Raw genomic sequence first — 20,986 nt, 5'->3', positions numbered from 1 at the left:
TCGCTCGTTTCTCCCGTTCGAACCGCCCTCACGGCACTTGCTGCTGCTCACGCGGTGTTCGCAGCAGCAAGTGGGTTCGGGCGGATTCGAACCACCGATCTCGGCCTTGTAAAGGCCGCGTCATAACCGACTAGACCACGAACCCTCACCCACAGGGAATCACCTGACCGGAATAATCCTTATCCTTCGACCCGACACGCTTACCCACCGCGGCCACCACCACCGGACATGGCCTCGAAGGCAGTTAACGCCCTCACTGCCATCCTCGTCCTCCTGCTCGCCGTCGCCGGCATCGTCTACCTCCGGACCGGCCCCTGTGTCGGGACGCCGAGTGACTACGACCGGACCAACGTCACCCTCGAAGACCGCAACGGCTCCGCCCTCGCCACCGTCGCGGTCCGGGTCGCCGACACGAACACCAAACGCTGTGTCGGCCTCTCGAACACCGAATCGCTGGCCGACGGCGAGGGCATGCTGTTCGTCCACGAGAACGCCGACACCCACGCCTACGTGATGCGGGACATGGCGTTCCCGCTCGACATCGTCTTCGTCGCGGGCAACGGCACCGTCACGGAGGTCCACCACGCCGCGACCGAACCCGGCGAGAGCGGGGACGACCTCACGCGCTATCGCGGGACCGGGAAGTACGTTCTCGAAGTCCCGCGGGGGTACGCGAACGCGACGGGACTGGACGTTGGCGACCGGGTCGTCGTCCCGAGCTCGGTCACCGAAGACTGATCGCGGCCGGAGCAGGGACGGCGGTGCGACGCGTTTTTGCGGATTCAGCCCTTCGTATGGATGATGGATATCGACGCGGGCGCGGACGGAGACGCGTTCGAGGACGAGCGCGAGCGGGTCGACGCCCCCATGCGGCGGCTGTTCGGCGAGTACGGCCGCGAACAGGCGCCGCAGTTCGCGGTCGGGCTGTTCGGGAGCGTCGTGGCCCGGTTGCTCGACCTCCTCCCGCCGGTCCTGCTCGGACTGGCTCTCGACGCGATCCTCCGCAACGACAAGGCCTTCACCCTGCTTCTGGTCCCGGACGGCTGGCTCCCGACGACGGGGACCGGCCAGCTCGCCCTGACGGTCGGCCTGATCGCCGGTGCCTTCCTGCTCGGGGCGGGCTTTCACTGGGTTCGCAACTGGGGCTGGAACGCCTTCGCCCAGCACATCCAGCACGAGGTCCGGACCGACACCTACGACAAGATGCAGCGGCTGAACATGGACTTCTTCGCCGACCGCCAGACCGGCGAGATGATGTCGATCCTCTCGAACGACGTCAACCGCCTGGAGAAGTTCCTCAACGACGGCATGAACTCCGCGTTCCGGCTGTCGATCATGGTCCTCGGCATCGCGGCCATCCTGCTGTGGATCAACTGGCAGCTGGCCCTGGTCGCCCTCGTCCCGGTCCCGCTCATCGCCTACTTCACCTACCGGTTCATCGAAATCATCCAGCCGAAGTACGCCGAGGTGCGTTCCTCCGTGGGCCAGGTCAACTCCCGGCTGGAGAACAACCTCGGCGGCATCCAGGTCATCAAGACCGCCAACGCCGAGTCCTACGAGTCCGAGCGCGTCGAGGACGCCTCCCGTGACTACTTCGACGCCAACTGGGACGCCATCGAGACGCGGATCAAGTTCTTCCCGGCCCTGCGTGTCATCTCCGGGATCGGGTTCGTCCTCACCTTCGCCATCGGCGGCTTCTGGGTGCTGAGCGTCGAGACGACCGGCGTCGCGCCGTGGTTCTTCACCGAACCGCTCTACACCGGCGAGTTCGTCACCTTCATCCTGCTCACTCAGCGGTTCACGTGGCCGATGGCCCAGTTCGGGCAGATCATCAACATGTACCAGCGGGCCTACGCCTCCGCCGAGCGCATCTTCGGCCTGATGGAGACCCCCTCCCGGATCGCCGAGGACCCCGACGCCGACCCGCTGACGGTCACGGACGGCCGCGTCACCTACGAGGACGTCTCCTTCGGCTACGGCGACGAGCGCGTCCTCGACGACGTGTCCTTCGAGGTCGACGGCGGCAAGACGTTCGCGCTGGTCGGCCCCACGGGCGCGGGCAAGTCGACGGTCCTGAAACTCCTGATGCGGATGTACGACGTCGACGAGGGGACCGTTGCAGTCGACGGCCAGGACGTCCGTGACGTGACCATCCCGAGTCTCCGGCGGTCGGTCGGCTACGTCAGCCAGGAGACGTTCCTCTTCTACGGCTCCGTGGCCGAGAACATCCAGTACGGCGTCTTCGACGCCGACCGCGAGGACGTGGTCGAAGCCGCGAAGATGGCCGAAGCCCACGAGTTCATCACCAACCTCCCGGACGGCTACGATACCGAGGTCGGCGAGCGCGGCGTCAAGCTCTCGGGCGGCCAGCGTCAGCGCATCGCCATCGCCCGCGCCATCCTCAAAGACCCCGAGATACTGATCCTCGACGAGGCCACGAGCGACGTCGACACCGAGACGGAGATGCTCATCCAGCGCTCGCTCGACCGCCTCACCGAGGACCGCACGACCTTCGTCATCGCCCACCGCCTCTCGACGGTCAAGGACGCCGACGAAATCGCCGTCCTCGAGGACGGCCGCGTCGTCGAGCAGGGCACCCACGAGGACCTGCTCGCCGAGGACGGCCTCTACGCCAATCTCTGGGCCGTCCAGGCCGGCGAGATCGACGAACTCCCCGAGGAGTTCGTCCAGCGCGCGACCGAACGCCGCGCCCGCACCGACGCCGTGGACGCCGCAGACGACGACTAACAACCACCTTTTTCCCGCTCGGGTTCGCGCTCCGCGCGAACCACTCGCGGCAAAAACGTGGGCGAAAAAGTGCTTCACGCTCGGCTCTCCGAGCCTCGCGTGAAGAGAACCGCGCTCCCGGACGGTCGCGCGGATGCTCGGCGGAAAGAAAGACGCTCACCGCCACTCGCGCAGGGAGACGTACGCGCCCTCCTGTGCGGTGATCCAGGTAGTCGTGATCTCGTCTTCGGCCACGTCGGCCGGGTAGAGCGTCAGTTCGTCCGGCGCGTCAGCATGCGACACCAGCAGGTGCTCCAACCGATGTTCGGTATCCGGCTCCGGCAGTCGTCGCCGACCGTCGTTCTGGCTGGATTCCATGGGTATCACCTCGCGCGTCACGCACGGTGACGCCTCGATCGAACGTTCGATACGGGCAAATAAAACCCCGACAGGGGATTCCCGGCGGGCGGGAACGGCCTCACGCCCGCGCGACGAACGTCGCGTCGGCGGAGGTCCGCCCCTCGTTGAACGAGAGTACCTTCGCGCGGATCACGTCGCCCTCCGAGAGCGAGTCGGGCACGTCCTCCGTGAACAGGACGAACCCCTCGACTTTCCCGACGGCGACGCGGTCGCCGGAGTGGTGGTCCGTGAACTCCGTGACGCCGAACTCGTAGGCCTGGCCGATCTCGACCGGCGGCTCGCGCTCCTGTGCGGCGTCGTGGGCGCGTTTCGACTCGCGTGCGGACGACGAGGACCGCCGGCGGAGCAGGAGAACGACGCCGAGCAGGACGACGGCCGCGGCGGCGCCACCGAGCAGCAGGTGTTGCATACCGACCACTGCACGCGGGAGCGGTTTCAGCCTGCTGGCTCGGGCGAGGGGCTTACGTGCCGGCCGGCCGACGACTCCGACGATGCACCTCACGGACGCGACCTGGACCGACGCCGACGCCGTCGACGCCGACCTCGCGCTGCTGCCAGTCGGCTCGACCGAACAGCACGGCCCCCACGCCCCGCTCGGCACCGACGCGCTCACCGCAGAAGCCATCGCCGAGGCCGGCGCCGACGACTACACCGACGAGACGGGCGACGAAGTCGTCGTCGCCCCCGCCGTCCCCGTCGGCGTCGCCGAGGAACACCGCCAGTTCACGGGCACGCTCTGGGTGAGCGAGGACACCTTCCGGGACTACGTCCGCGAGACCGTCACCAGCCTCGCCAGCCACGGCTGGGACCGCGTCGTCGTCGTCAACGGCCACGGCGGCAACACCGGCCCGCTCCGGGAGGTCTGTGGCCGGATCACCCGCCACGACGACGCCTACGCCGTCCCCTACACCTGGTTCAATGCCGTCGACCCCGCGGTCCCGTTCGGCCACGGCGGCCCCGTCGAGACGAGCGTCGTCCGCCACCTCCGCCCGGAACTGATCCGCGAGGACCGACTGGACGAAGCCGGCGGGGGCGCTGCCGACGGCTGGGGGGAGTTCGAGGGCGGGACGAACCTCGCGTACGACTCGGCGGCGTTCAGCGAGAACGGTGCCGTGGGCGACCCACGGGCGGGGGGCGGCGAGCTGGGCGAGACGGCGTTCGACGAGGCGGTCGCGGCGCTGGTCGGGCTACTGGGCCGCGTCGCGGAGCGGGACGTGACGGTGCCCGACCACCGCTGATCAGTCCGCGGCTTCCGCTTCCTCGGCGTCTGCGTCCGCGTCCGCGTCGGCCTCGGCGTCCTCGTGAGCGTCTTCGAGCGCGCCGCGGAGTTCCGGAATCGTGCTCGCGAGGTCGCTGACCTCCTCGTGGGCCGCCGTGATCTGACCCATCAGGTCCTCGACCTCCTCGATTGCCTCGGCGAGGTCGTCGGCGTCCTCGAAGGCGTCGGCGCGCTCGCCCATCGTGTACCACTTCTTGGCGTCCCGGAGGTGTTCCTCGGCGTCCCCGACGTCCAGCGCCGAGCGGAGACCGTTGAGCACGCCCAGGGTGTTGTCCGCGTCGACCTCCCAGATGGCGTCGGCCTCGGGGAGGGCCCCGCGGGCCGCAGCGAGGGATTCCTCGACGTCCTCGCGCATCTCCGAGGTCGCCTCGTCGAACAGTTCGTCGTCGTCCAGTGTCGCCTGGCTCATGCCAGCCACTACCACCGGCGGAAACATAAAGGCCGGCCCGGCGGAGTGAAAGTGAAAACCGCCGGACTTGACCGAGGTCGCACAGCCACCGTGGCGTGGCTGGGACGCCGTGGGCGGGCCGCGCAAAGAGCGGACGGCTCAGCCCGCGGTCGGTGGCGTCGGGTCGCGCTCACGGATGCGGGCCCGGACCTCGGGGATGGGGTCGAGCGACTCGTTCGTGCCCCCGAGGACGAGCAGGGCGTAGTACCGGAGGAACGTCTGGAAGGGGACGGCCACGAGGGCGGCGAGAGTGAGGACGGCGGCCAGGTAGCACAGCGCGAGGACACCGAGGACGGCGAGCACCGGCGTCGTGAGCGCGCCGCCGGTCGCGACGAAGACGATGCCGCCGACGATGGCGAAGGGGATCAGGACGGCGACGGCACCGATGCCGACGATGGTGCCGGTGGCGAGGCCGACGCCGAGGCTCAGCAGGAAGCCGAGGACCGCGTAGACGGCGTACTCGTCCAGGTTCCCGCGCAGGGTCGGCCAGAACCGGCGCCAGGCGCTCAGGACGCCACGGTCCTCGACGAGCATGACCGGCACCACGAAGACCGTCGTGAACCCCAGTACGAGGCCGTTGACGAACACCACGACGGCGAGCACGGGGAGCATGACGGCGGCGAACGCGAACGCCTGGGCGCCGCTCCAGGACAGCGGCGACCCGCCGACGACGCCGAACGCGACGGCGGCACCGACGGCTCCGAGGGCCGCGAGCGAGAGGAGGGAAACGCCGAGCCGGAAGCCGAACAGGCGCAGGCCGGCGCCGAGATACCGCCGGAACGGCCGGCGGATGCGGACGGTCTCCGAGCGCAGGGCCTCGACGAAGACGAACTCCATCACCGACCCGACGGCCCAGACGACGAGCCCGAGACCCACGAGAGCGGCGACGACGGCGGCGACGAGCACCAGCACGTCCGCCAGCGCCGGGAGGTCGACGTTCGAGACGGGGCCGGTGCCGGGGCCAGCGCCCGGTTGGCCGCCCGGTGGTCCGCCACCGGTCGCACTCGTTCCGGCGTTGAACGGGAGGCTGAGACCGCCCCCGCCGGCGACGAAGAAGACGACGACGGCCAGCCGGAGCCAGCGGCCGGCGTCGACGGGGCGGAGGAAGTCGGTCGTCGCCTCGATGGCGTCGGTGACGGCTTCCAGGGCAGCGAGAGCCATACGCGATGCTCCGACGGCCACTCACAAAACGGTACGGTGCGTCGGGACGGCACCGCTCACTCGCGCACGTCCGCGAGGCGCATCAGCGGGTAGCCGTCTTCCATCTCCATGCGGGCGACGACCTCGTGGCCCTCGTAGTCGATCACGATCTCGACGTCGATGAAGCGGCCGGTGAGTTCGGTGTAGTCGGCGGATCCATCGGCGATGGCGTCGGCGAGTTCGTCCTCGCGGACGGAAACGGTGACCGCCCGACAGTGTGGCTGGTTCTCGATGGATTCCTCCATGGCGGCCGAAAGCGAGTCGGCGCTGTCCGGGCTGACCGGCGTCCCGGCGAACTGGTGGTACAGCGAGCCGAACTTGATCCCCGCCTCGAAACAGGCGGTCTGGGCGTCGGTCGGGTCCATACCGGTTCCTGGGGCGGCCGGGGGATGTGCGTTCGGGTCCGCGGTAGCACCACGGAACCGGTTTACGTGTCGGGCGTCTCGATGACGTATGGACTACACCGCGAGCCTCGACCGCGCGTACGAGGACCTCCCGACGCTGAGCGAGAAGCAGGACCGACTGGACGTCCCCGACCCGGAGGCACAGAAGGACGGCGCCTTCACGCGCCTGACCAACCTGAAGGCCATCGCGGACGCCCTCTCGCGGGACGCCGAACACGTCCACCGGTTCATCCAGCGGGACTTCGGGACCAACGGCTCCTTCGACGGCGACCGCAGCCGGTACAACGGCTCCTTCGCCGCCCACGACTTCCAGGAGGTCATCGACCGCTACGTCGAGGAGTACGTCCTCTGTTCGGAGTGTGGCCTGCCGGACACGAAGCTCACCACCGAGGACCGCACGAAGATGCTCCGGTGTGAGGCCTGTGGGGCCTTCCGCCCCGTCCAGAAGGCCACGAGCAAGACCCAGACCCAATCGAGCACGCCGGACCTCAAGGAGGGCGAGACCTACCGCGTGAAGATCACCGGAATGGGCCGGAAAGGCGACGGCGTCGCCGAGAAAGGCAAGTACCGCATCTTCGTTCCCGGCACCAGCGAGGGCGACGAACTGGAGGTCTACATCGACAACATCAGCGGCACGCTCGCGTTCGCCCGCCCGGTCACGAACTGATCCCGGTCGGCCGATTTCGACGACGGCGGCTGAACAAGTTACTCGGATCATAGGTTTCGAATCGTATCTTACTTACTGACGCCGGTGTTCAGGTGTACCTGAATGGACGACCCGGTGTTACTCACGGGTGCGGGCGGGCGCGTCGGCGAGGCGATCCTGCAGGGCCTCGGTGACGAGTACGACTGGCGGCTCATGTACCACAATCCGCCGGCCGAAGAGCCGGCCCACGAGTACCTCGTCGGCGACGTGATCGACGACGAGACGGTCCGGGAGGCCGTCGACGGCGTCGGCGCGATCATCCACCTCGCGGGCGATCCGCGCCCCTCGGCACCCTGGAAGAGCGTCCTGTCGAACAACATCGACGGGACCCAGAAGATGTACGAAGCCGCGGTCGAGGCCGGCGTCGACCGGCTCGTCTACGCTTCCTCGAACCACGCCGTCGGCGCCTTCGAGACCGACGCGCGTACCCCCGAGATGTACCGCACCGACGACGACTACCGGCTGGACGGCTCGGAACTCCCCCGCCCCGGCAACCTATACGGCGTCTCGAAGGCCACCGGCGAGATCCTCGGGCGCTACTACCACGACGAACACGGCATCACGGTGTGTAACGTCCGCATCGGCAACCTCACGGAGGGCCACCCGCCCATCGACTACGAGCGCGGACAGGCCATGTGGCTCTCCTACCCCGACTGCGCCCACCTCCACCAGCGCACCCTCGAAGCCGACTACGACTACGAGATCGTCTACGGCATCTCCGACAACGACCGGAAGTACTACTCCCTGGAGCGCGCCAAGGAAGTGCTCGGCTACGACCCACAGGACAACTCCGCCGAGTGGGACGGCGACGACCACGTCGCCGACCGCGAACGGAAGACGGTCTGACTCAGTCGAACAGGCCGTCCACGTCCGACTCGCGCTGTTCTCTGCGCGCCACCCGTTCCGAGAGCCGCTGGGCGACGATACCCCTGTTCTCCGGCTCGCGGGCGAAGTCCATGACGAAGGTCACGAAGTCGCTCGTCTCCTCGCCGGCGTCGAGGTCGGCACGGGCGTAGTCGATAGCCTGTTCGATCATCGCCTCGTCGTACGGGCCTTCCTCGGCGTAGACGTCGGCGGCGGCGGCGCTCGACGCGAACCCGAGGTCGTCGAGGTGGAGGACCGCACCCTCGTACGTCAGCGCGAGCGGTCGGCGGCGCTCGATGACTTCGGGGTCGTCGTGGAGGGCCCCGAGGTACGTCCGGACGCTCGCCACGTCGACGCCGCGGTAGGTGTCGGAGAGGCCGGCGAGATACTCGCGGGCGCTCTCGGCGAGGCCGGTCGCCCCGCCCCAGTTGCGCTCGGTGGCGTGATAGACGGCGGCGGTGAACTGGATGAGGCCGTGCAGGAACTGCTCGTCGTCACCCCCTCGTTCGAGGTCGAGCCAGTGGTCCTCCCAGGCGTCGTGGGCGGCGTGGTAATTGCCGGCGTTGTAGATCGCGATGCCCGCCCGGAGCGGCGCCTCCATACCCCGCGGTTGGCCGGCCGGCCGGATAGCGGTTGTGCTGTGTCGTGTCCGGCGAGGGCGGTCGCCCGTGGCGTCGGGCGGCGAACCCACCGGCCAGGGGCAGTCTCAGGCGTCGGCGCGGTACACCGTCGCCAGCTGGACGACGCTCTCGACGGTCGCCACGACCGGGTCGTCGACCGGGCAGTCCGCGTACACGTCGGCCAGCAGGCAGTCGGTCGCGTCGTCGGCCCGAATCGCGCGTCGGTCGGCCAGCAGCGACTCGCAGCGCCGCTCGACCCTGGTCAGTTTCGGGTCCGTGCCGGCGTCGCCGTCGACGGCACCGAGCGTCGTCAGGAGGTCGTGAACCGCCCGCTCGGTGCGGTCCAGCCGCGTCCGCTCCTCGTCGAGTGCCGCGATCCGGGTCGTCCGGCGCTCGTGGGCGACACTCACCGCGTCGAGAACGCGCGTTTTGAGCGAGGCCGTCAGCCCCGTCGTCCGGTCGAGCGCGGCCGCGAGGTCGGGGCCGAGTTCGGCGGCCAGCCGCTCGGCCGCGGGGTCGCCGTACCGCTCGCGGTAGTGCGGGGCGGCCAGGACGGTTCGCTCGAACGCACGGTGGATGGCCCGGCGCGGGTCGGCGGTCCGGACGGTCGCGGCACGGTCGGACGCCGCGGCAGTCCCGCTGTCGGTTACCGGGAGGCGTTCGACGTGCTGGCAGAACTGGTCGAAAGCGTCGCGTTCGTCGACGAGTTCGCGCCGACGACCCCGGACGCGGTCGCGAGCGGTGTCGAGGTGTGCGGTCGGTGTCTCCCGTGGCATCAGTGTTCGGAGCGGAGCGGGTCGCCGCGGTCGGCGCTCGCGTTCGGACCCTCGTCGACGAGCGGCAGGCGGTGCAGATACCCGTCGTCGACGCAGTCCGCGAGCCGCTGGCCGCGGCCGTCGCCGTTCCGGGCGTGTGCGTACGCCTCCTCGAATCCCGCCCTGTCGGCGAGCGGTCGGAGGGAGACGGTCGTGCCCGTGGCGTCGATTTCGACGAGCAGGAACGCCTGGGGCAGCGAGCAGGTCGCCGGCGCGAGCACCTCCCGGAGGCCCGAGAGCGACGCCGCCGCCGGCCAGTGGGCGTGCCCCGAGAGCACGAGGTCGACGCCGCCGTCGGCCAGCACGGCGGCGAGTTCGTCCGCGTTCGCGACGCGGTAGTCGTGCGCGGCGGGCAGCCCCGCGACCCGCGTCGCCGCGTGCGAGACGGTGTGGTGACAGACGAGTACCGGGTTCGACAGCCCGGGGAGGATGGCCGCGAGCCAGTCGAGCTGGGAAGCCGAGACCGCGCCGCCGTGCCCGTCGGCGAGCCGCCCGTCGGGCGCGGTCGCCGTGTCGATTCCCACCAGGTCGACGCCACCGACGCGCTCAACGAACGGATACGTCCCGTCGGCGTACCGCTCGGCGAACACCTCGACCGGTGGCGTCCGGTGACCGTCGGCCGCCTTCGGCACGTCGCGGTCGCCCGGCACGGCCAGGACCGGCGTGTCGCAGTCCGCGAGCAGTTCGTCGACGCGGTCGAACGCGACCGGCCGCCCGTCCTTCGTCAGGTCGCCGAGAACGACGGCCGCGTCGACGTTCGCCCGGTCGATGTCCGCGACGGCAGTCGCGAGGCGCTGTTCCGTCCGGTGGAACACCTGCCATGTCCCCGTCGCCCAGGGAGTCACGTGCGGGTCCGCGACGACCGCCAACCGCGTCGGCCTGGCCGCCGTCGGCCGGCGGAACCGTGCCAGCGTCGGCCCCGGAGCACTCCGATAGAGCATCACGCGACACTCCCTCGTCACCCCGCATAAACTGTCGTAATTGTAATACGTCCCGGGTCGGACCCGTACTGTGAGAGACGTTGGCACGAACTCGCGGCGGCGTCAGGGGTCGGTCGGGGCCGCGTTCCCGTGGACGGCGTTGACCGCCCCGCCGACGAGCACGATGATACTGGCGAAGTAGAGCCACGTCACGAACAGCAGGACCGCACCGATGATGCCGTAGGCGCCGTAGCGACCGGCGTTGGTCGCGTAGACGCCGAATCCGGCCTGGAGGAGGACCCAGCCGACGGCGGCGACGAGTGCGCCGGGGAGGACCTCCCGGATCGACACGTCGGTCGGCGGGAGCACGTAGTACACCGGGAGGAGCGCGAGGGCGAGCACGGCGACCAGTACGGCCGTCCCGAGCGGGCCGTCGAGCGGTGTCGCCAAGGGGAGCACCGAGGCGACGAGGCCGGCAACGACGGCGAGGGCGACGGCGAATCCGATACCGGCCACGACGACGAGGGCGTTCCGTGTCTGTTCGAGGAGGGACGTCCTGACGTCGTCAGCGTACATTTCGTCGAAGGCAATGTCGAGTGCGCGGAAGAGTCGCGACCCGGTCCAGGCCAGCGTGGCGACCCCGACGACCGACGCGGCCCCGTGCCCGGTGGTGTCGGTCAGCAGCCGTGACACGCCCGCCTGCCCGGACGCCGAGAGCTGGCGGTTGAACACGGCAGTGACGTAGTCGACGAGTGCCGCGCCGCCGACGAACGACGCGACCGCGACGGCCAGGAGCAAGAGCGGGATCAGTGACACGAACGCGTAGTAGGCGACCCCCGCGGCCAGATACGTGAGACGGCGGTCGTGAACGAGCGAGCCCACGGCCCAGACGAACGACAGCACGTCCCGCAGTCCGGTTCTGACGGCCCGTTCGCTCCCCGATTTCCCGCTCATCGTCGGCTCCACACGGCGTTGCGGACGTACCCGAGGATGACGCCGGCAGAGAGGAGCAGTGCCCCGCCGTCGACCTTGTCGATGGCGACGGGATAGGCGGGGCCGACGAAGGTGGTGAGGACGACGAGGGCGGCGATCCCGCGGAGCGCCGTCGTGTGGACCCGGTCGCTCGTCGCGCGTGCGCGCTCCCGGGCTGTCCGTTCCGTCATGTGTCCCGAAGTCGCTCCCCGCGGTTAGTTATTCCATACGTACTAGCAGGGCGCTCTCGCGCTCGTAAACGTCCGTTTCGTAAGCCAGACTTATCGCCGGGCCTGGCCGGTCCACGGCGTTCCGCGATCCGTTTAGGCGCCGGGGTTCCGACGCTCCTCGGTCGACCGCTCTTCCACGGAGCGCCCCGTCCGCGCTCGAACGGGACAGCTAACAAAGGACCCGGAGCGCGTCGTCGGAGTAATGGTCTCACTGAGAGCGCTGGCGGTCAACGCCGTGATCGGCCTGTTGATTCTGCTCCTGGCGAACGTGGTAGGTCTCGGCATCCAGATTTCGATACTCACCCTACTCATCTGCGCGGTCTTCGGCGTCCCGGGTGCGATACTGGTCATCCTGCTCGCCGTCCTCGACGTCGCGTTCACCGCGTCGATGGTGCCGCTGCTCGTGTGAGGACGCGGTGCTCGCTGAGTTGCTTCGTGAAACCGTCCTGACGGAGTTCCCGCTCGCGGTGTCGTGCTGAGAGAAACGTCCTGACGGAGTCCCCGCGAGCGACAGCGAGCGGGGGCCCGTCAGGACGTGAACGACGCACCGAGTGCTGAGCGAAGCGAAGCACTCGGAAGGAGTGAACGTCCTGACGGAGATTTGAACTCCGGTCCCTGGCTCCGCAAGCCTCGCCGCCCGTTGGTTGGCGAGAATAGTAGTAGAGGCAGTATCCTCCCGGTATTGCGGTTATGCCGGGCACTTCTTCGGTGTGACAACCTATAGGATGAGTCGAGAGTATATAAACCCCATGTCCCTGGCGGGGGCGACAGTTCCGGAGAGAATCCGTCCTCAGAATTCGGATACAACAAGAAGCACCGTAGTCCCGACAACCTCCACACATCGCACGAATATCTCCCGTTTCAGTTAGAGACCCCCCGCACGTTCTCGTTGGTTTCGGCTTCCCGGTTGCGACACCAATCTGGCTGGGAAAGAGTAAACAGAAAGTTGGTCATTCAGAAAATATCTGATTTTAGACTGGCTTCTTGGAACTGATTCTCGACAGGATATGACGGAATAGTACCATCTGGACTTACACTTTCCCGCCCAGACTACTGGCGACGATGCTGTAAGTGGGGTACATTGATATTATAGGGCTGAACATTCCGATGATAGCTATGGATAAGTCAGCGGTGAGAGAGTACGTTGAGCAGGCCCAGTCTGTTATCGAAGCCTCACCGCAGATGGACGAAGCCAACACGAAGGCTGCGGTCCTCCGGGACTTTCTCGACCTTCTTGGCTGGGAAATTCCGACTAACACCCAACTTGAGTATTCGGTGAAAGCATTCGGTAAGACATATAAAGTAGATTATGCCCTGGTGTTAGAGGGTGTCCCGGTTGCTTTTGTTGAGGCCAAGGGTGTAGACACGTCTCTTACTGAGAACCACCGTGAACAGCTTCGGGCGTACCTGAAGAACGAAGACGTGAATCTGGGGATTCTAACGAACGGTGAAGAGTACGAATTCTTCCGGCGGCGGGTCATTGATTCGAAAGTAGAGGTGAACACTCTCGGGGAGACGAATCTTGAAGAGTTGCCTGAGAGAGTGACTATCCTTCGAGCGTTTACCAAAGATGCAATACAGAATGATGAGTGGAAGAAGATTCTCGATAGGATTAACGAGCTGAAAAACGCCAGAGATACGCTGGAAAATGAAAAAGATGACTTGGCCGAAGATATTGTTGAGCTGTTGACTGAAAACGTCTCAGAGGTCATCTCTTCCCACGCCGAGTCTCAGTCCAAGGAGCTGATTGACCGGCTTGTCGAGAATATAGAGGACGAAATAGAGGTTGATTCTAATGGCCCATCCCCACCTCCGGTAGACGGTTATATTGTCAATATTTTGGAGGATGGAGCGACAATTCAGTCTTTCTCTGATAGCCAGCAACGAGAGGTAATGGCAGAGGTAGTAGATTATCTCGTTGCTGAACATGGACTGATTTCTGAGATAGAACCTCTACCGTACATTCCGGGCCGAAAGAAGGTTATCATCAACGACCAACGAAGCTACCCTGATGAAGAAAGAGAAATGAGGGCACCCAAAGAGTTGACCAATGGATATTATCTCGAAACCCACGACAATAAAAAAGGCAAAAAGCGAGAAATCAGACGGTTAGCTAAACGATGTGGGCTTGAAGTCGATTTTGATGGCGGTTGGTAATTCTCTGAGTGACCTATTCGTCTGCTTCGTCCGGGAACAGCTCACGGACAATCCGTAGCCGTTGGAGTTTCTTCAACTCATTCCAAATCCGGGGCCTCTTCTCATCTGGAATCCCATACAAGTCCAACGCAGAACGCTCAATTTCCCAATCCAAGTCCTCGTCAATCTGCTCATCGTCACTCGTGGCTTCTTTCACCAGCTCTACAAACTCGTCGTAGGCTTCCTTCTCGTCAGGGTCGTCAAAGTCAACTGTCGGGACTGGAAGAGTCATAATATCTGTTTGGGTGTGTCTTGGATATGATTGCCATTCGACAATCCCCTCTGTCTTTGAGTAGTAGTATAGCATAGCACGTGAATTCAGGAATCCTAAGAAGTATTCGAGGTCGTAGTTATCAAACGGGTCCTGTCGGTCCTCTTTGGGTCTAAATGAAAATACTGCTTGAAGACAGCGAGCTTCAGAGTAGTCAACTGTTGTGAAGAATCCAACACTTGCTTGTCTAATTAGCAGTTTCGGAGGTTCGTATCTCCAATCATCTTTTAGACCAACACCGTCTACATCTGCGTCAATATACGCTTCGTTGCTCATCCGGTAGCGGTTGACGTGTTCACCGAAATAGACCGGCGTGTCGCAGTCTTCAGTCGGCTCTTCTTGGATGATTTTCCGAGTGCTGATTGCGTCCTCAAACTCATATTCTTCGCCACAATGGGAACAGGTCTTATCGTAGTAGCCGCCCCCTTTGCTTTCCGCCCGTTTACGCGGGAACGTGTCCCATTCCATGCAATAAGGGCACTTCATGACGTTCCCCTCCCGACCGATTTCGTCGCCCCGACCGTTGTCGATTACATTATTCCATGCAACAGTATCAGCTTCCATCACATCCAAGATTTCATAATCCTGCTCGCCTGCCCATACCGCGATTTGAAATTCATCATCTTCTGCAAATCGTCCCTGCTTTGTGACATTCTTTTTATCGTTCAATATACTCGAAAGAGCTTCTCCTCCACTCCCCATCATCCTCTTCCGGTCAGATTTCTGTATCAGACCGACCTCTACCTCATTGTCGGGTGCTGGAGACCTATTCGTATATTGGACGATAGCTGTTCCTGCATAGACACTATCGAAAATACCTTCCCCGAGCTTGAAAATCCGATTCAGTTGCTGGTTCTCAATTAGCCACCGACGAAGTGGGACGGTGTTCTTGTTCAAAACACTATCTGGAATAATGAATCCCAGCGTTCCCCCTTCCCTCAGAATGTCGTCGCCCAATTCCAACAGCAACTCATAGGAGTCATACTGACCTTCCGCTAACTCATACCCGTAATCACTTTCCAACCATTCCTCGTATGCGCTCATGTCAGCCCCCCACGGCGGGTTTCCGACAATCACATCAAAGCCACCCCGTTCCTCGAAAATATGTGCAAATTCTTCTTCCCACTCGAACGCGCCCATCTCTTCGGCTTCTTCAACGGTTACGTCCAGAACGTCAGCCACCTCTTCGGGTGAGCCGTTCAGTAGACTGTTGCCAGATTTAATGTTGTCTTCAAGGATGGCGGGCAGCTTCTCGTCCTTCTCTAACGCTTTCAATAGCAGGTTGACTGTGGCAATCTCTGTAGCCTGATAGTCAAGGTCAACCCCGAAGATATTGTTTCGGAGGATGTGGCGTTTGTAGTCGTTCGGGATGGTAAGAGCAGATGAATACTCCTGAACATTCATCCCACCGTTGATGGACCGTACCAACTCCTGATATTCTTCGTAGGCATCAACGAGCAAATCGAACGCTTTGATTAGGAAACTCCCACTCCCACACGTCACGTCCAAGATGGAAATTTTCTCAATTTCATCGAATTCTCGACGGGCGGCTTCAAAGTCCGGGCTTTCGGCTTCTAACTCCTCCCGGACGCTCTCCATGATTCCATCAACCCGCTCTCCGACCGTGCTTTCAACGATGTATTCGACAACGGGGACGGGTGTGTAGTAGATACCCTCTTCACGCCGCTCGTCTGGCTGCTGGACTAATTCGAGGTCATCGGCCTTGTCATCTATCGCGTGTCCGAGATAGTCTTCGTAGATGCTTCCCAGTACGTCTGCGTCGATGTAGGCGAAATTGTAGTCGTAGAGAGAGTCAATAATATCCAGCAGCACATCATTTGAAATGTCGTAGTCTTCGCAGGGATGTTCAGCAAACAACTCCGAGTTGTAAACCGAATCGAAGTCCCTGAATGCGTTTTTTAGGTCACGAACCAGCGTCCGAACGTCTGGGTTGATGGTCGTTTGCTCCCACGATTCGGACATATGCAGGAGAGTATCCGCCGGAATTACATCTCGGTCTTCTGCAACCCGCATTACGACTACACGGTCTAAGATTCGCTGGACGCCGTCCCGAAGTTCATCAAGTGAAAGCTCCGGGTGGGAATCGTGTACGTCCTGCGTTAGTTGCATTCGTGCTTCGGACAGCACATTCAGAATCTCGACCGTGACAGAATCGCGCTCCCGAACCCGCTCTAATCGTTCGAGTGCCCCATCCTCAACTGCTGGCTTCGACAGGTTGGCTAACTGCTCTAATCCTTCTTCAGTTGCGTAATCGTCAACAGAGAGGGTGAAGACGAGACCTTTTTCCAGGTTATCCTTGTTGACGTGGGTGAAATAGAGGCGAAGTTCCTCGAAATTCGTGAGAACGGCCCAGTCACAACCTTGATGCCACGCATAATCAATCGCCTGCTCGACGTAGGACTGCTTTTTGTCACTACTAATCCGGCGTGTCCCGTCCAAGTCTTTGGAGAAGGCTTTTGCCTCGATAAAGAACTGCTCTCGCCCGTTCAGACTCAGCGCGTAGTCTGCATCACCCACCAGCGTTCTCTGCTCGGGTTTCACTTGGTCCGTAGTCGTATCCCATCCAAGTGCCCGGAGAAGCGGATTGATGAATTGCTGTCGAACTGCCGCCTCTTTCATTTGCTTCCGTTCGTGAGCCGAATGAGACTGATAACTATCGACTAAATCTTGAATTGCATCAACATCAATATCTTCAGTTATCTGAACACTCATAGCTCGCGGTTACGAGAAGTCCACAGTCCGACCATATCAAAGCACCGTGTAGTGAAGCGATTCCGAAGGCAACGAGAAGGTCTGGTATCCTACTCGGGAAGCTCGCGCCGGTCGGTTCTCACACACTCCCAGCAGGGAAAGTCGTCGCTGTCACACTCACACCCGCCGTCAGCCCGCAACTTGTCAGCCGCAGTCGTCGCTTCTGGGGTATCGTCATAGTCAGACGGAGATTCGTAGTTGACCGCCGCGTTCAGGACGGTCGGCCCGCCCACGGTTGCCAGCGCGACTTTGTGCTTACAATCGTAGTTCTCGTTGTATCTGTCAGCGGGACACCCGCACTCAACAGGAACGACCACGCCGTCTCTCTCCCCGACCCCGACCACGTAGCTGTGGTCATCTTTTAGGAATCCGTAGCTCGCGTTCGTGACCTCAACTTGGTGGGGGCCGACAATCGTGAATTCCCACGCTTCCCACGTAACGCGGAGTGACGTTTTCTTCCCGAAATTCAGGTGTTCAACAGCGTTGTCGATACGCTTTTCAGCCGTCTCGGTGTTAGTTGCCATTGGCTTTCAGTCCATAGAAGGCCACCGTCCGGCGCTCCAACGCCGGGCGTTTTCCGCGAGTTACGCCCCCTGGGACGGCTACCTTCTACCAGTAACCACGTGGTTATAGGATATAAGTCTGCCCATTAACTTTGTAGTCAATGGAGTTAAGCGGGGGTATGGCTTCTATTGACGTATGCAACGAGAACGCGCCGCCGACGGGACCTACGTGGAGGAAGTAACGCTTGATACTGTGCTATCCGTGTTTGAGCAGGCTGATATTCCTGTCCTGACTGCCAGCGAAGTGGCCGAAAAACTGGATTGCTCTCGCCCGTCTGCCTACAACAAGCTCGAAACACTCACCGAGAATGGCGAGCTACACAAAAAGAAGGTCGGCGCACGGGCAGTTGTCTACATTCGGCTGTCGAAACCAACGAGAAGCGCCGCGCCACCTGAGGAATAAGTGATACAATCCAAATCCCTTCTAAACATACCCAAAATATAGTATATCCACATAATTATCAGAATTTTGGTTAGTTGAGAGGCCCCAAACCTCATCTACTCGATTTATCCAAAATCCGTGCTACTCTCTGTCTCGCCAAAACACGCATACGGGAGTCAATTTCAAATCAGGGGCCACAGGAGGCCCGTGGTAAGGTTTCTGACCGGGTATGACGCTAACCATTCAGACCATATAAAAACCTCACCACGGGCTTGCTGGGGGCCTTAAAAACGAACTGAGACCTATAGCAGTGACTCCCACCCTCAGCCAGCCCAGACTGAGTCGGTCTGAGGCTCGCGTGAACAGAGGGGACAGAGTAGCTTGTAGCTGCTGGTAGAACACGGTTCAAGGAGCCAGACAACCATGTAGCTGGTATCTGTGTCCTATGAGCCGGATACTCGGAGCAGTACCCTGTAGTAGCAAACAGAGACCATCAAAGAAACCCTGTAACAGCTGTAATCTATCCATCTTAACTACAGCTACAGCTACCGTACCGCACCGCAGACGTTCTTGTTGTTAACATCCTCCACTACCTATCCTCTCTTACTACCTCTCCTATAGTCCTCTCCTTCATCTCTCCTTCCCTTCGCCTCCTTCGACACAGGCTACCATGCCAACGATTCTATGCCTCTGTTCGAGGTCGCCCAGACAGTATTACAGCCCATATGACTGATTCTATACTATAAAAGAATTCAATTATAATCGGGCCAATCGTAGAGGGAGAAGTGATACTGACTGATGAATTACTATTAGATTCGGTTGCGACACCAATCTTCGTGCTGTGTCTCGTAAATAAAGTTGCCTGCTCGCAGAATTTCTGAATTTGGCCGGATTCAACGGGAAGCGCCGCGCCACCTTCTCGTTGCTCTTGGGCCGCTGAGGACTAATTTGGCTGATTTACGACCCATTCCTTGACCGGGAAAGGAAACGGTACTGGGGGAATGGAGTGAGCTTGTAGGGGTAGCCGGCGAGGTCCGGAACGGGACCCAGAGGAGATTAGCGTTGGTAATAATATTGGCGAGTTTGCTGAACATCGGTAACAGAGAAGTATATAAATAAAACAATATATGAGATTTCCAACAGTTGTTAGACACCCCGAGCCACGTAACTGGGCTTGGACAGAGTATTGCCGATATTTCGGGATTCCTCCCGTTGACTACCAGAACTACCAAAACGCGCGCGAGAAACAGGAACAGGAGGTTCGTAGCGCCGGAATATGCCAGATGAGTCGAAATTGAGTCGAAATTGGTCCAAATCTCGGCGCTTGATTTTTCTCGAATTCGGGCACTTCAAGCCCTCTACCCGCCCCACAGCCATCCTATATATACCCTCCTGTATTACTAAGGTTGAGGCGAACTACTCAGCGCTCCCTCACGGCGCGAGTTGCGGCAATCAGTCGATGGCTGATAGGTGAGGAAGTATGGCTACCCGCTTGACGTTAAGGGGACTTTCCAATGGTTGGTCCTCTCGCACACTATGTCTGGACGGTGGGGGGCCTTGCACCGAGAGCAAATCAGGGGAATAACCTGTGGCGCTTGACGATGGTGTAAGGCGACTAACACCCCTTAGGTACGACAGTTCTGCTCTTCTCTGGGAGAGTGATAAAATGGTCGTTGTGGTCCGAAGTAAGAGCGGCGGAGGGGTAGCACCTGAAATTGTAGGGTCGTGTATTCAACAGATATGATAAATATTTGCCATTTCTGGCTGTGTTGGTTCTACCTCTTCCTGAAACTTCGCTTTCAATCTCGATGAGTGGGTACTGGCGTTGTGCGGAGGTAGGGGACAGCGTCCATTCACAACGTGAACGCCCGCCTTCTATGGCGTTACTGGCCGGTAGCGGTGGCGGTAGTTGCGGTTGTAGTGGTAGTGGGCGTTCGTGTTGTTAACGTCCTCCCGTGGACTGGCTTCAATCTGCTACATGCGGCTATCCTCATGCTGGTCCGTCTGCTGTCTATGAAACGGTATCACGGTCGCTATCATTGTGTTTGTAGAACGAGTAGGAACAGCCCGACCCCTGTTCTGTGAGGGGGCTGTAAGCGGTGGTGGGGTGTGGCGAGGGTTCTCGTTGGTTACGTCCTCAAATTCCCTGACTGGCACAAACCTGTTTTCGTAGAAGCATACTTCACCCGTGAGTGAGTAGGTTACTGCTCATGGTGGGGCAACTCCTGATACTTGCGTTAGAGGTAGGTACTATCGTGATGACTGGCCTCCTGCTACTGGCAGTCGTGTTCAACCGAGTCGATGACAGGCGCGGCGAACGGCTATCTCCACGGGGAAGGGGAAAGTAGGGGTGTGGCGGGCGTTCTCGTTGGATACAACCTCAGAGTCCCGACCTGCGCGGTAGATATGTGAATAGAGACTGTCTGTGTTTTACCACCCAAGTAATTATTTTTTAGAAATTATAATAAATACCATGTGTTTATATAGGTGTGGGACGTACTCTCAAGATGATGGGGATGGATAAACAACTACAGTTAACCGACCAAGATAGCTGCGCAGAGCGTATAGAGGGCTGTCTCAGCGAAGCACTCGCAGCAGATACTCCGAACATGAAAAACTACCATACTCGGAGAGCATTTCAGTATTTTATTATCCTGACTGATAACTGGTGAGAATCCTATGCTGAACAACGAATAGAGCGATAACCGATGGTAAAAGTGATTGGCCTCTCACATTCTCGTTGTGTACGGCCTCCGAATGTGGCACATCCTGATGATGGGTCTGGTTTCTGGTCATGAAACGGCATTAGGGTCGCTATCATCCCGTTGTAGAACGGGTAGGAACAGCCCAATCTCTGTTCTGTAAGCGGGGCTGTAAGCGGTGGTTGGGTGTGGCGGGGCTTCTCGTTGGATTCTGCCCCGGTTACAGCCCTACAGGTTTACAAAATAGGGCCTCCGCAGTTGTGCTTCAATCTCCTTGACGTTGTCAACGACTTCGACAGCGTCACAGATTGCGTCCCATTCCTCTTTCGAGAACGTGGCAAATGCCGGGTCATCTTCTCTGTCTGGTTGCTCGCCCCACACCGTGAGTTCGAGAATGTCGTTCTCTATCTCCCGCTGCTCTCGTCGGGTTTCTGCCGCGTGGTAGTCGCTCATCAGTTCCTCAATCTGCCGGGTATTGATGGTCGTCATTGTGTC

General features: G+C 61.4%; 21 protein-coding genes and 1 tRNA gene. 8 read left to right on the top strand and 14 right to left on the bottom strand.

From position 1 onward, the window contains the following. Window positions 1–71: 71 nt before the first annotated feature. Window positions 72–145, bottom strand: a tRNA-Val gene (locus tag MUG96_RS03115). Between the two features lie 83 nt (window positions 146–228). Here MUG96_RS03115 and MUG96_RS03110 point away from each other — a divergent pair. Next, a complete protein-coding gene (locus MUG96_RS03110) occupies window positions 229–738 on the top strand; it encodes a DUF192 domain-containing protein (protein WP_246986395.1) in 510 nt (169 codons plus the stop codon). Window positions 739–801: 63 nt separating this feature from the next. Next, the gene (locus MUG96_RS03105) at window positions 802–2,748 is read left to right on the top strand and encodes an ABC transporter ATP-binding protein (RefSeq protein ID WP_246986392.1); all 1,947 of its coding nucleotides are present in this window, start codon (window positions 802–804) and stop codon (window positions 2,746–2,748) included. 156 nt (window positions 2,749–2,904) lie between these two features. Here the strand turns inward: MUG96_RS03105 and MUG96_RS03100 are convergent, their stop codons facing one another. Then, window positions 2,905–3,105 (bottom strand): DUF7511 domain-containing protein, encoded by a 201-nt coding sequence (locus MUG96_RS03100; protein ID WP_246986390.1) that lies wholly within the window; start codon window positions 3,103–3,105, stop codon window positions 2,905–2,907. 100 nt (window positions 3,106–3,205) lie between these two features. Beyond that, window positions 3,206–3,556 (bottom strand): hypothetical protein, encoded by a 351-nt coding sequence (locus MUG96_RS03095; protein WP_246986388.1) that lies wholly within the window; start codon window positions 3,554–3,556, stop codon window positions 3,206–3,208. A gap of 82 nt (window positions 3,557–3,638) precedes the next feature. Between MUG96_RS03095 and MUG96_RS03090 the strand changes: the two genes are divergently transcribed. Then, window positions 3,639–4,385: a creatininase family protein gene (locus MUG96_RS03090; RefSeq protein ID WP_246986386.1), complete on the top strand. Its 747-nt coding sequence runs from the start codon at window positions 3,639–3,641 to the stop codon at window positions 4,383–4,385. Here the strand turns inward: MUG96_RS03090 and MUG96_RS03085 are convergent, their stop codons facing one another. The 3 genes from MUG96_RS03085 to MUG96_RS03075 form a co-directional block, all read right to left on the bottom strand. After that, window positions 4,386–4,835 carry a DUF5790 family protein gene (locus MUG96_RS03085; RefSeq protein ID WP_246986384.1) on the bottom strand — a complete coding sequence of 150 codons (450 nt, stop codon included), beginning with the start codon at window positions 4,833–4,835 and terminating at the stop codon, window positions 4,386–4,388. 138 nt (window positions 4,836–4,973) lie between these two features. Further along, window positions 4,974–6,035: a DUF7544 domain-containing protein gene (locus tag MUG96_RS03080; RefSeq protein WP_246986382.1), complete on the bottom strand. Its 1,062-nt coding sequence runs from the start codon at window positions 6,033–6,035 to the stop codon at window positions 4,974–4,976. A 56-nt stretch (window positions 6,036–6,091) separates the two neighbouring features. Further along, window positions 6,092–6,439, bottom strand: coding sequence for a dihydroneopterin aldolase family protein (locus MUG96_RS03075; protein ID WP_246986380.1), 348 nt, complete (start codon window positions 6,437–6,439; stop codon window positions 6,092–6,094). An 88-nt stretch (window positions 6,440–6,527) separates the two neighbouring features. On the opposite strand from MUG96_RS03075, the gene MUG96_RS03070 reads away from it, so the two are divergent. Both MUG96_RS03070 and azf read left to right on the top strand, forming a co-directional pair. After that, window positions 6,528–7,145 (top strand): translation initiation factor IF-2 subunit beta, encoded by a 618-nt coding sequence (locus MUG96_RS03070; protein ID WP_246986378.1) that lies wholly within the window; start codon window positions 6,528–6,530, stop codon window positions 7,143–7,145. 102 nt (window positions 7,146–7,247) lie between these two features. Further along, window positions 7,248–8,030 carry an NAD-dependent glucose-6-phosphate dehydrogenase Azf gene (gene azf / locus MUG96_RS03065; RefSeq protein ID WP_246986376.1) on the top strand — a complete coding sequence of 261 codons (783 nt, stop codon included), beginning with the start codon at window positions 7,248–7,250 and terminating at the stop codon, window positions 8,028–8,030. 1 nt (window position 8,031) lies between these two features. On the opposite strand, the gene MUG96_RS03060 is transcribed toward azf, so the two are convergent. The 5 genes from MUG96_RS03060 to MUG96_RS03040 all read right to left on the bottom strand — a co-directional run bounded on the left by MUG96_RS03060 (window position 8,032) and on the right by MUG96_RS03040 (window position 11,566). Continuing rightward, window positions 8,032–8,649, bottom strand: a complete 618-nt coding sequence (locus tag MUG96_RS03060) for a DUF309 domain-containing protein (protein WP_246986374.1) — start codon at window positions 8,647–8,649, stop codon at window positions 8,032–8,034. A 105-nt stretch (window positions 8,650–8,754) separates the two neighbouring features. Then, the gene (locus MUG96_RS03055; protein ID WP_246986372.1) at window positions 8,755–9,444 is read right to left on the bottom strand and encodes a DUF7260 family protein; all 690 of its coding nucleotides are present in this window, start codon (window positions 9,442–9,444) and stop codon (window positions 8,755–8,757) included. Continuing rightward, window positions 9,444–10,424 carry a metallophosphoesterase family protein gene (locus MUG96_RS03050; protein WP_246986370.1) on the bottom strand — a complete coding sequence of 327 codons (981 nt, stop codon included), beginning with the start codon at window positions 10,422–10,424 and terminating at the stop codon, window positions 9,444–9,446. The genes MUG96_RS03055 and MUG96_RS03050 overlap by 1 nt, the downstream gene beginning before the upstream one ends. A gap of 102 nt (window positions 10,425–10,526) precedes the next feature. After that, entirely contained in the window at window positions 10,527–11,357 is an 831-nt protein-coding gene (locus MUG96_RS03045) for a YihY/virulence factor BrkB family protein (protein WP_246986368.1), read from the bottom strand. Then, window positions 11,354–11,566 (bottom strand): hypothetical protein, encoded by a 213-nt coding sequence (locus MUG96_RS03040; RefSeq protein WP_246986366.1) that lies wholly within the window; start codon window positions 11,564–11,566, stop codon window positions 11,354–11,356. The genes MUG96_RS03045 and MUG96_RS03040 overlap by 4 nt, the downstream gene beginning before the upstream one ends. Before the next feature lie 241 nt (window positions 11,567–11,807). Here MUG96_RS03040 and MUG96_RS03035 point away from each other — a divergent pair, with 241 nt between their 5' ends. Both MUG96_RS03035 and MUG96_RS03030 read left to right on the top strand, forming a co-directional pair. Next, on the top strand, window positions 11,808–12,014 hold the full coding sequence (locus tag MUG96_RS03035; RefSeq protein WP_246986364.1) for a pro-sigmaK processing inhibitor BofA family protein: 207 nt from the start codon (window positions 11,808–11,810) through the stop codon (window positions 12,012–12,014). 662 nt (window positions 12,015–12,676) lie between these two features. Continuing rightward, window positions 12,677–13,762 (top strand): type I restriction enzyme HsdR N-terminal domain-containing protein, encoded by a 1,086-nt coding sequence (locus MUG96_RS03030; protein ID WP_246986362.1) that lies wholly within the window; start codon window positions 12,677–12,679, stop codon window positions 13,760–13,762. Window positions 13,763–13,775: 13 nt separating this feature from the next. On the opposite strand, the gene MUG96_RS03025 is transcribed toward MUG96_RS03030, so the two are convergent. Then, window positions 13,776–16,805 (bottom strand): Eco57I restriction-modification methylase domain-containing protein, encoded by a 3,030-nt coding sequence (locus tag MUG96_RS03025; RefSeq protein WP_246986360.1) that lies wholly within the window; start codon window positions 16,803–16,805, stop codon window positions 13,776–13,778. A gap of 89 nt (window positions 16,806–16,894) precedes the next feature. Then, window positions 16,895–17,368 (bottom strand): hypothetical protein, encoded by a 474-nt coding sequence (locus tag MUG96_RS03020; RefSeq protein ID WP_246986358.1) that lies wholly within the window; start codon window positions 17,366–17,368, stop codon window positions 16,895–16,897. Window positions 17,369–17,543: 175 nt separating this feature from the next. Here MUG96_RS03020 and MUG96_RS03015 point away from each other — a divergent pair, with 175 nt between their 5' ends. Continuing rightward, window positions 17,544–17,810, top strand: coding sequence for a helix-turn-helix domain-containing protein (locus MUG96_RS03015; RefSeq protein WP_246986356.1), 267 nt, complete (start codon window positions 17,544–17,546; stop codon window positions 17,808–17,810). Window positions 17,811–20,719: 2,909 nt separating this feature from the next. On the opposite strand, the gene MUG96_RS03010 is transcribed toward MUG96_RS03015, so the two are convergent. Continuing rightward, entirely contained in the window at window positions 20,720–20,980 is a 261-nt protein-coding gene (locus MUG96_RS03010) for a hypothetical protein (protein WP_246986354.1), read from the bottom strand. Between the last annotated feature and the right edge of the window lie 6 nt (window positions 20,981–20,986).

It is taken from the genome of Halorientalis marina (genome assembly GCF_023028345.1).
Taxonomy (GTDB): domain Archaea; phylum Halobacteriota; class Halobacteria; order Halobacteriales; family Haloarculaceae; genus Halorientalis; species Halorientalis marina.
This window is presented reverse-complemented; position numbering and strand designations above follow the sequence as displayed.